We start from the raw sequence: 10,028 nt of genomic DNA, 5'->3' as shown, positions 1-10,028 counted from the left end.
GGCTCCCTATGCATGCAGAGTAATTATTGAGCACCAAAGATCAACACGCCCTAGTAATATTCATGATTGAACTTGTTAAAGGCAATCTTGTTATCCTTGAGTTGTTTGCTGTCTGACTGCTATGTATCAGGTCCGGTGTTAGAAGGCGTTATCAATCTATTCAAACTATTCAAACTATTAAAAATGGTTGTATGCTCATGGATATCGGGATCTCAAGCAGCCATCTTTTTCTGTTAGCGTTTTCTTTCTTCTTTCATTTGCCAATCAGCTAATACTGATAATGCGCCTTGTCCACCGAATTCAAGCGGTGCTTGATGAAATACTAAAAATCAGGATGTTGTGCTAACCATAACAGCACTTTTTAATATGTGTTGCCCCATTCCATGAATAACACTACAGCAATATAAGCCTTCTTTTTTACAAAACAGAAGTGCTGGGCAACCATCAACTTTAACTATTAAAAATGATTTTTTACGATCAACGAATAGTTACCCACAACTGACTCTCTCAGGCTCAATCTTCCTCAAAAATAATGTGTGCCACCGCACCGACGAATCATTTATCTTAGGATATAGTCACGTCATTAGAGGCATCTTGGTCTGTGGAATACAGTGTCAAAATCAGATAGATAAAAACCGTTAAGTCTTTGCTTTGAATATTAATGGAGCGGAAAACGTGTATTAAATAGATAGATGAACAGAAAAGATAATCTAATAACTAACGTATTTATTATTTTTTGAATTCAAACTCAATTATCGGAGAAAACTGATGGAAATGAATATCTCAAATCAAAACAAACTGGGCCCAGCTAACTTTATGCAACTGGAAATGAGTATAGAAAAAGGTGAAGAGTCGTCAGTAAAAAAAATGTTATCAGGGTTATCTATGCGTGAGCCTGAAAAAAATTATCTTATTGATGTCGCTAAGATGAATAAACAATCATCAATTATGGAATTACTTAAAAATGCTCCGGTAAGAAACTTTATGGAAATATAGATTATAAAAAGTGAGCGCTTGTTTGTTAGCCGTCTTAGACTGAATGAATGCTAAGACGGCACACTTACCCTCATCGGTTGAAAAAATTTTTTTATTTTTAGGTCTTTTTCAATAACGTGTTGGACATTCTGCAAATTAAAGGATCGTTAATCATATATTTTGATGTGGCGTAAACTTATCGCAGTTGAACTGTTTACAAGGTTGATTTTTGTTCGGATAAAAGAGTATGTTTGGTCTCTAGCATAAGGCACGTAAGGTTAATTAACTTTACTGCGTTTATTAAAGAGGCACCATCACTATGTCAAAAATATCAGACCAGAATATCTCTTCGAATATCATTACACCTTTAAAAAATCATTTGTTATCTGCCTTACTTATTACTGAATATGAGCGCCTATTTCCTTTTTTAGCATTAGTGAAATTAGAATTAAACGATGTAATTTATGAGTCAGGGGATAAACTTCTTTATGTGTACTTTCCTGTTGATGCGATCATCTCTTTATCCTATGTCATGGAATCTGGTTCATCCGCAGAAATATCGATAGTGGGTAACGAAGGGGTTATTGGTACTGCTTTGTTCATGGGAGGTGAAAGTACTGTTAGCAGAGCCGTGGTAAAAAGTGCAGGATATGCTTATCGCATAAAAGGCTATTATTTTATGGAAGAATTTAAGCGCCATGGAAATTTTTTATCATTGATGCTTCGTTATACACAAGCGCTCATTACTCAAATATCACAGACGGCGGTATGCAATCGTTACCATACTATTAAGCAGCAATTATGCCGTTTACTTCTGTTATCACTTGATCGCCTACCTGATAATAAAATTGAGATGACGCAAGATCTTATTGCGAATATGTTAGGTGTGCGTCGAGAAGGTGTTACGGAGGCTGCTGGAAAATTACATAAGCTGGGCGTGATTAATTATCATCGCGGACACATTATTGTTTTAGATAGACAGAAGCTCGAAAATTTAAGTTGTGAATGTTATTGCGTCGTCAAGAAAGAAACTGATCGCTTGTTACTGGATGTTAGCATTACACATTAGCCTACCAAAATAAGACTATAAATCAATAGGTTAAAGTCTTTTCTTTCATCAGTAATAAAGTTTAAGCTATAAAATAAATGTTAAGGTCCATATCCATATCCATATCCATATCCATATCAATAACCTTAACGTTTTTTCTCTTCTTTCATTTGCCAATCAGCTAATTCAACTAATACTGATAATGCGCCTTGCCCACCGAATTCAAGTGGTGCTTGATGAAATGCTAAAATATCAGGATGCTGCGCTAACCATAACGGAACTTGTTTTTTTAATATGTGTTTACCCATTCCGTGAATAACACTACAGCAATATAAGCCTTCTTTTTTACAACAACTAATCAAAGCTGCTAGCTCATTTTTTGCCTCTTGTTGCGTTAAACCGTGTAAATCTAGGATGATCTCTGGAGTGAAATCACCACGGCGCAATTGTTTTACTAAATACTTTTGTGCATCGCTTCGGCTGTAACGTACAGGGCCATCTTCGGGTAAGTGCGGCTCGTATGCATCTGAGAAGTGGCTTTGCTCAAAGTTTTGTTCGCGTTTTTCTTTAATGACCGATTTATTCTTGATGTTTCTCGGTGGCAGTTTTATGGTATCCTGTTGCAATTTTTTGATACCAGCAAATTCTGCGCTAAACAGCGAAAAATCATTATCATTAGTTTTATCGGTCATGGTTTTTCCAAAGCTAGGTAGTTGAATATGCGAAGTTTACCCTAAGTGGAGAATAAATTGGATACGATTTTTAGTGATGAAGCGATTGACGAGTTAGTCACGATTCAAGATGTGGTACGTTGGGCGGTGACTGAGTTTAATCGTGCAGGGTTATTTTTTGGCCACGGCACTGATAATGCTTGGGATGAAGCGGTACAATTGATATTGCCTTCACTGAATCTTGAGTTACAAAGTAATATTATGATTTTACAATCGCGCTTAACAAAACGTGAGCGTCAAATGTTAGTTGAATTAGTTGTGATTCGTATTGAACAACGTATTCCAGTGCCTTATTTAACGAATAGTGCATGGTTCGCAGGGTTAGAGTTTTATGTCGATGAGCGTACTTTAGTACCTCGTTCTCCTATTGCTGAACTAATCGAAGCTAAATTTGAACCTTGGGTTAAAACACCACCAAAACGTATTTTAGATTTATGTACTGGTAGCGGCTGTATTGCTATTGCTTGTGCTTATGCTTTCCCTGATGCTGAAGTTGATGCGGTTGATTTGTCTGAAGATGCATTAGAAGTTGCTGATATTAATATTCAAAACCATGGTGTTTCACAACAAGTGTTTCCAATTCAATCGGACTTATTCAGTGGTATTGAAAATGAGAAATACGACCTGATTGTGTCTAATCCGCCTTATGTTGATGCTGAAGATATGGCAAACTTACCAGATGAATATAAACATGAGCCAGAGTTGGGTCTTGCATGTGGTAATGACGGACTGGATCTAGTGAGAGAAATGTTACGTCAAGCTAGCTCAATGTTGAATGATGAAGGTGTATTATTTGTTGAAGTCGGTAACTCTCAAGTTCACTTGCAAGCGGCATACCCTGAAATCCCGTTCCAATGGATTGAGTTTTCAATCGGTGGACATGGTGTGTTTGTGTTAACTAAAGCACAGCTTGATACTATTAAGATTTAATAGAATATTTAATAGAGCACTTAAGAAAAGAATAAAATTAAGTTTCATTCTATGAAGCATTGAAACTTAAAAGAACAAATTAACTGAGAAGGGGAAGTATAAAACCCTTTTCAATATCAAAAATTCTGAAGTAGGAAATTTAAAAATGGCAGGAAGCAGTATTGGTCAAGTTTTTAAAGTGACAACTTTTGGTGAAAGTCATGGTGCAGCGCTAGGTTGTATTGTTGATGGTATCCCACCAAACTTAGAAATCACTGAAGCTGATTTACAACACGATTTAGATCGTCGTCGTCCAGGTCAGTCTCGTTACACGACAATGCGTCAAGAAGGAGATCAAGTTAAGATCTTATCTGGTGTGTTCGAAGGTAAAACAACAGGCTGTAGCATTGGTTTGATCATCGAAAATACTGATCAACGTTCTAAAGACTATTCAGCAATTAAAGATTTATTCCGTCCAGGGCATGCTGATTACACTTATCATCAAAAATACGGACACCGTGATTACCGTGGTGGCGGTCGTTCATCTGCTCGTGAAACGGCGATGCGTGTGGCGGCAGGTGCTATTGCTAAAAAGTATTTAAAAGAGCAATTTGGTGTTGAAATTCGTGGTTACTTAAGTCAATTAGGTGATATCACGCCTGACACGATTGATTGGAATGAAGTGGAAAATAATCCATTCTTCTTCCCTGATGTTAGTAAGATTCCTGCGCTTGAAGATTACATGAAAGCCTTGATTAAAGAAGGTAACTCAGTGGGTGCTAAAGTAACGGTTGTTGCTTCAGGCGTACCTGTTGGACTTGGTGAGCCAGTGTTTGATCGTTTAGATGCTGAATTAGCGCATTCTTTAATGAGCATTAATGCGGTTAAAGGTGTTGAGATTGGTGATGGTTTTGCTGTTGCTAATCAAAAAGGCACTGAACATCGTGATGAAATGACGCCTGAAGGTTTCTTATCAAACCATGCTGGTGGTGTTTTAGGTGGTATATCAACAGGGCAAGATATTATTGCGTCTATTGCATTAAAACCGACATCAAGCTTAACCATTCCAGGTCGTACTATTACAACCGATGGTGAAGCCACTGAAATGATTACTAAAGGACGTCATGATCCTTGTGTTGGTATTCGTGCCGTGCCGATTGCTGAAGCACAAATGGCGATTACGTTACTTGACCATGTATTACGTCACCGTGCACAAAACTTACATGTAACAACAAACACACCACATATCAAATAGCTTTAGGTGGCAGTTATTTGTTGCAAGCGAATAAAATTGTTATAAATGAAGAATCCGGTGTCTAACAGCATCGGATTTTTTTATGTTTATTATTTAATGAGGTATAAATTTATGCCCATCACACCAATTATAGCAATCGCACTAATTATACCAATCACATTAATTAACTGATCTATTTTACTTGTTAAAGTAATTTACTTCTTCATTGTCATTTCAGCAAAAGAAAAACTATTTACTTTAAATGGAGCTCCAAATTAATTTACTTTTTCAACTCACTTTTTGACTGATATTTTCATTATGTTTAGTTACTTTAAGGTATAATAATGCCTATTAATTAGTTGTTAATAGGCATTATAGGATAAGTATTATTAATCTAAAATAGGCTAAAAAGTTTACTTATGAGAATTAAAAAATTTGATCGAATTGAGCCAGACGAACGAAAAGCATTACTTGTAAAAAGTACTATTCGTAGTTTAGCTGCAGATGGGTATGCAGGTTTATCTGTTCGTAAAATAACAAAAGAAGCAAACGTATCTCAAGGTTTACTTAATCACCATTTTGGTTCTATTAATGCCTTAATTACCTATGCCTATTTTGATATTTCTAAACGTTTTTTAGAGTCAATCGTGGCTCAAGTTGAGCGTTGTGAAGGTAGCGCTTCTGATAAGCTAGATGCTTTCTTTCGTTGTAATTTTGCTGATGATTATTTTGATAAAGAGTTATTAAAGCCTTGGTTAGTTTTTTGGAGTTTGATCAGGGATTCTGCTGAAATGGCTGAAGCATATGAAGTGTCGAATGGCAAAGTAGAGGAAATTTTATTTAGTTTGTTAACCGCTATTAGTGAAGAAGATAAATTAATTAATGTAGATATCTCGTTAGCAACTCAAGGTTTAATGGCGATGCTAGATGGGTTATGGGTTAGGCAATGCCTTGCCCCTGAGCATATTTCTTTATCTGATTCTTTGCAAGTGTGCCGTAATTGGACAAAGGCTTATCGGGCAGGGGTGTTCACTGCGTCATAACTAAGTACTTCTTATTAAAATTTTAAAGTAAATTTAAAAAAGTAGAAAATAATATAATTATTATTTTCTACTTTTTATTAGATGGCTATGGTGCGATATTTGTACCAAAATATTTTAACGATAATTCGTTGTAATGCTCACTTTTGATAACGTCATCAATCGCAGTACTTAACTTCGCTTTAAGTATTGTATCTTCTAAGCGTAAGCCTGCTGCAACGCCTTTTCCTAATATTTCTTCATAAGCGACTTTACCGTAATATTTTAAGCCTTCTTTATTTTTCTTAAAGAAATCGGTTGCTGGAATATCATCAGCAACCATGAAGTCAATGCGTCCAGCTAGCAGATCAGAATTGACTGCATCTTGGGTATCGTAGTATCGGATTGATGTAAATTTTCCTGCTTTCTCTTTAATATAAAATGCCGCAATCGTTGATGTTTGAACACCAATAATTTTATTTTTTAAGGTTTCTTTGTTTAATGCAAACTCTTGCCCATCAAGCCCTACAATCGCAGGAAGTGTATTGTAATAAGGTGAAGTGAATAATACTTTTTTAGCACGTTCTTCAGTGACTGTCATTGAAGCAAAAATAACATCGATTTTTTTACTTTGAAGTGACGGAATTATACCATCCCAGGCGACTTCCTTAACTTCACAAGTTAGCTTTGCTGTGTCGCAGATATCTTTAATCAGATCTATTTCAAAACCATGCCATGACCCATCTGATGTTTTAGTTGCAAAAGGTGGGTAAGGTTCCGCCGCAACACCAAATTTAATAGTTTCAGTCGCTTGAGCTGAAATTGCGGTAAAGGCGATTGATAATGCTAATAGTACTTTTTTCATTTTCTTCTTCCTTGTCGTTGATTAACTAAGTGGTGTGTTTGAGGTAAGTATTTAAATGTTAATGTTAAACTTCTGCATGTAATTTAAGGGCTTTATTTTTTTGCTTATTCGCAATGATTGATACAAAGCCGCTCAATGCGATCATGACTGCTCCCATCATTAGAAAAACATTAGGCTCACTTCCCCAAATAAGGTATGAGAAGATAAACGCCCAGATTAACCCTGTATATTCAATAGGTGCGAGTGTTGTCGCCTCAACATGCTCAAAGCTAGAAAATAGAAAATATTGGCCTGCAGCACCTATTACACCCGTCAACATCATCACAAAAACAGCGGTGCTATCAAATGCCGTAAATGTCCAAGGAAGACTAAACCCAGTGATTACAATGAACATAAAATTAGCTGCTAGCATTTGTACAAATATGCTCGCTTTACCTGATAATTTTCTTAATAAAATGTAGGTATAAGCCCATAAAAGCGCAGAGAAAAGCGCATAAAAAACTGATAATGCTTGATCAGTAAACCCTGGTTGGGAAGCGATTAATACACCGATAAAGCCAATAAACACACTTGCCCACTGTAGTTTTGTTGGTTTCTCTTGCAGTAATAAAACAGCTAAAACTACCACAATAATCGGTGCTGAATAATAGATCGTCGTCATTTGCGCTAGGCTGAGCTCTTTAGCTGATAAGTAATAAAATACCCAAGCAAAAGCAGCAACTAAACTACGCCACATAAGTGGCATAAGAACAGGAGACTGAATTGTGTCTTTTATTATTTTTTTACGTCCAATTACTAAGCAAATCATTAATGCTGCAATGCTTCGCCAAAATAAAAGTTCAGCGACACCAAAGTCTGCAACCATCCATTTCATGACAGCATCTTGAATGGAGAAAATAGCGTAGGCTGCAAAGCACAAAAGAATGCCTTTATTTACTGATTTAATCGCTAATGACATTACATTTTCCTTAACGTTTTACTGGAATACGCTTTTCTAATTGCGCAAAAACGAGTTCAATAATATAAGTTGCAATAATATAAATAATGGCAACTAACAATAGAGGTTTATAAATTTCAAAGGTGATAGAGCGGATCTGGTTTGCCGCCCCTAATAAGTCAACAACAGCAATCGTTGACGCTAATGCTGTAGATTTAAGTAATAAGACTGTTTCACCTGCCAATGTTGGTGCTAGTTGATATAGTGCTCTTGGTAAACGGACGCGTAATAGTGCTTTTGTTTCTGTCATACCGAAAGCTCGTGCTGCTTCTACCTCTCCTTTTGGTACGGCTAATAAACCGCCTCTAATCACTTCACCAAGATAAGCTGCAGTCGAAATAATGAGTGCAAAAGCAACGTACCAAAATCCATCTCTTAAATAGGGCCATAAAAAACTAGTTCGAATACCAGGTGCTTGTGAAAATAGTGTTCCCAAACCATAGTAATAAATATAAATTTGAACCAATAATGGCGTACCTCTAATGACACTAGTAAATAAAAAAGCAGGGTAAGCAATAATCCTAAATTTAGATAAACGTGCTAGTGCGACTCCAATTGCAGATATAAAACCAAAAACTAAACCTATTAATAATAATGCTAAAGTAATTTGTAAACCTTCATATATTAAATCCGAATACTCGATTAATACGTCCATGATTATCTCCTAATGCGGTGGCTGCCAGCGGCGTAAATAAATTTCGAGTTTTCGCAGCATATAACTTGATATCAGGGTGATTAAATAATAAATAACTGCGACGGCAACAAAAAAGAGTAAGTATTCACGGGTTGACCCTCCTGCTTGCTTAGCGACATAAAGTAATTCATTAGTACCAATAACACTGATTAATGCACTGTCTTTAATTAAGTTAACCCATAGATTAGATAAACCTGCTAATGCATATGGTGCCATAATAGGTAAAGTTACCCTGAAAAATATTTTACGAGGGCTCATGCCATAAGCCGCGCCTGCCTCTGCTTGTCCTGAATGAACAGCCAAGATAGAGCCTCGGAAAATTTCTGAAGCATAGGCTCCTTGTACTAAACCCAAAACAGCAATAGCAACAGGTAAACCAGCGACTTCTACATAGCCGTAACCCAAATAATCGAAAACTGCGTTTATTAACGAACTACCACCATAAAAAAATAATAAAATCAGTAATAATTCAGGCACAGCTCGACAAACGGTTGTATAGCCTTTAGCAATAGATTGAATGAATGGATTACCATGAAGCTTGGCCAATGCAGTTAATAAACCAAGCAGCATACCGACAAAAAATGCACCGATGGATATTTCTAAAGTAACTAATGTTCCTTGCCATAGGGCATTTCCCCATCCACCGTTTTCAAACCCTAATAACTGTATAGCTTGGTTCATAAACTACTTCCTGTTAACGATTATGTTGAGCATTAATAAATTGACTGAATCGTTCACTTTTGGGATTGTTAAATATCTCTTCGGGTTTCCCTTGTTCTTCGATAATTCCTTGATGTAAAAAAGCAATATGCGAAGAAACATCTCGTGCAAAAGCCATTTCATGAGTCACTAAAATCATTGTTCGACCTTCGTCAGCTAAAGAGTGAATTACTTTTAACACTTCTCCAACTAATTCAGGATCAAGTGCTGATGTTGGTTCATCAAATAACATTGCTTTAGGTTCTACCGCTAATGCTCGAGCAATCGCTACTCGTTGCTGTTGACCACCTGAAAGAAAACTTGGATATTCATCTCGTTTATGAGCCATTCCGACTCGTTCTAATAATGCTTCTGCTCGTTCTATTGCAACTTTTTTTGATTCGCCAAAAACATGAATCGGTACTTCAATGAGGTTTTCTAATACGGTGCGATGTGGCCATAAATTAAAGTTTTGAAATACCATGCCAAGACGTGAACGTATATCTAATAATTGCTTTTGATCTTTTACAAAGGGGTGCCCATTGTGGTCAATATCAGTATCGATACCTTCACCATTAACATAAATAAGTCCTTTATTTGGTACTTCCAACATGTTTATGCAACGTAATAGTGTGCTTTTCCCTGAACCTGAACCACCAATAAGAGAGATAACTTCTCCTTTTCTAGCGCAAAGTGAAATTCCTTTAAGGACTTCATGATCACCGAAGCTTTTATGTAACTTCACTACCTCTATTACTTTTTCTGGTAAAATTATTTTAGGTTTTGGTGTGTCGGTTTTCAGTAATGGAGATGGTTTCACCTTTGGTTTATCAATGATTATTTTCTTATCGACTAGT

General features: G+C 36.4%; 11 protein-coding genes. 5 read left to right on the top strand and 6 right to left on the bottom strand.

The window, feature by feature from the left end:
- Window positions 1-768: 768 nt before the first annotated feature.
- A complete protein-coding gene (locus V6255_RS04385) occupies window positions 769-996 on the top strand; it encodes a hypothetical protein (protein WP_341627039.1) in 228 nt (75 codons plus the stop codon).
- Between the two features lie 298 nt (window positions 997-1,294).
- Entirely contained in the window at window positions 1,295-2,044 is a 750-nt protein-coding gene (locus V6255_RS04380) for a Crp/Fnr family transcriptional regulator (RefSeq protein ID WP_341627038.1), read from the top strand.
- Window positions 2,045-2,169: 125 nt separating this feature from the next.
- Here V6255_RS04380 and smrB read toward each other — a convergent pair whose 3' ends face one another.
- Window positions 2,170-2,715 (bottom strand): endonuclease SmrB, encoded by a 546-nt coding sequence (smrB, locus tag V6255_RS04375; protein WP_341627037.1) that lies wholly within the window; start codon window positions 2,713-2,715, stop codon window positions 2,170-2,172.
- Between the two features lie 57 nt (window positions 2,716-2,772).
- Here smrB and prmB point away from each other — a divergent pair, with 57 nt between their 5' ends.
- The 3 genes from prmB (at window position 2,773) to V6255_RS04360 (ending at window position 5,940) form a co-directional block, all read left to right on the top strand.
- Window positions 2,773-3,684: a 50S ribosomal protein L3 N(5)-glutamine methyltransferase gene (prmB, locus tag V6255_RS04370; RefSeq protein WP_298943519.1), complete on the top strand. Its 912-nt coding sequence runs from the start codon at window positions 2,773-2,775 to the stop codon at window positions 3,682-3,684.
- Window positions 3,685-3,829: 145 nt separating this feature from the next.
- Window positions 3,830-4,918, top strand: a complete 1,089-nt coding sequence (gene aroC / locus V6255_RS04365; protein WP_025562415.1) for a chorismate synthase — start codon at window positions 3,830-3,832, stop codon at window positions 4,916-4,918.
- A 398-nt stretch (window positions 4,919-5,316) separates the two neighbouring features.
- Entirely contained in the window at window positions 5,317-5,940 is a 624-nt protein-coding gene (locus V6255_RS04360; RefSeq protein ID WP_341627036.1) for a TetR family transcriptional regulator C-terminal domain-containing protein, read from the top strand.
- 85 nt (window positions 5,941-6,025) lie between these two features.
- Here the strand turns inward: V6255_RS04360 and V6255_RS04355 are convergent, their stop codons facing one another.
- The 5 genes from V6255_RS04355 to V6255_RS04335 form a co-directional block, all read right to left on the bottom strand.
- Window positions 6,026-6,781 (bottom strand): transporter substrate-binding domain-containing protein, encoded by a 756-nt coding sequence (locus V6255_RS04355; RefSeq protein WP_341627035.1) that lies wholly within the window; start codon window positions 6,779-6,781, stop codon window positions 6,026-6,028.
- 64 nt (window positions 6,782-6,845) lie between these two features.
- Window positions 6,846-7,739 (bottom strand): DMT family transporter, encoded by an 894-nt coding sequence (locus V6255_RS04350; RefSeq protein ID WP_341627034.1) that lies wholly within the window; start codon window positions 7,737-7,739, stop codon window positions 6,846-6,848.
- Window positions 7,740-7,749: 10 nt separating this feature from the next.
- Window positions 7,750-8,433 (bottom strand): ABC transporter permease subunit, encoded by a 684-nt coding sequence (locus V6255_RS04345; RefSeq protein ID WP_341627033.1) that lies wholly within the window; start codon window positions 8,431-8,433, stop codon window positions 7,750-7,752.
- A gap of 9 nt (window positions 8,434-8,442) precedes the next feature.
- Window positions 8,443-9,153 carry an ABC transporter permease subunit gene (locus V6255_RS04340; RefSeq protein WP_341627032.1) on the bottom strand — a complete coding sequence of 237 codons (711 nt, stop codon included), beginning with the start codon at window positions 9,151-9,153 and terminating at the stop codon, window positions 8,443-8,445.
- Window positions 9,154-9,166: 13 nt separating this feature from the next.
- Window positions 9,167-9,943 (bottom strand): ABC transporter ATP-binding protein, encoded by a 777-nt coding sequence (locus V6255_RS04335; RefSeq protein ID WP_425355903.1) that lies wholly within the window; start codon window positions 9,941-9,943, stop codon window positions 9,167-9,169.
- Window positions 9,944-10,028: the final 85 nt, after the last annotated feature.

Source organism: Psychromonas arctica, from assembly GCF_038155225.1.
Taxonomy (GTDB): domain Bacteria; phylum Pseudomonadota; class Gammaproteobacteria; order Enterobacterales; family Psychromonadaceae; genus Psychromonas; species Psychromonas arctica_B.
Note: the sequence above shows the minus strand (reverse complement) of the source record. Positions and strands in the feature narration are given on the sequence as shown.

What these genes read in the sequence shown, in the direction of transcription:
- V6255_RS04355 (WP_341627035.1), bottom strand. Translation starts at nt 6,781, where the DNA reads ATGAAAAAAGTACTATTAGCATTATCAATCGCCTTTACCGCAATTTCA.
- V6255_RS04350 (WP_341627034.1), bottom strand. Translation starts at nt 7,739, where the DNA reads ATGTCATTAGCGATTAAATCAGTAAATAAAGGCATTCTTTTGTGCTTT.
- V6255_RS04340 (WP_341627032.1), bottom strand. Translation starts at nt 9,153, where the DNA reads ATGAACCAAGCTATACAGTTATTAGGGTTTGAAAACGGTGGATGGGGA.
- smrB (WP_341627037.1), bottom strand. Translation starts at nt 2,715, where the DNA reads ATGACCGATAAAACTAATGATAATGATTTTTCGCTGTTTAGCGCAGAA.
- V6255_RS04380 (WP_341627038.1), top strand. Translation starts at nt 1,295, where the DNA reads ATGTCAAAAATATCAGACCAGAATATCTCTTCGAATATCATTACACCT.
- V6255_RS04345 (WP_341627033.1), bottom strand. Translation starts at nt 8,433, where the DNA reads ATGGACGTATTAATCGAGTATTCGGATTTAATATATGAAGGTTTACAA.
- V6255_RS04360 (WP_341627036.1), top strand. Translation starts at nt 5,317, where the DNA reads ATGAGAATTAAAAAATTTGATCGAATTGAGCCAGACGAACGAAAAGCA.
- aroC (WP_025562415.1), top strand. Translation starts at nt 3,830, where the DNA reads ATGGCAGGAAGCAGTATTGGTCAAGTTTTTAAAGTGACAACTTTTGGT.
- V6255_RS04385 (WP_341627039.1), top strand. Translation starts at nt 769, where the DNA reads ATGGAAATGAATATCTCAAATCAAAACAAACTGGGCCCAGCTAACTTT.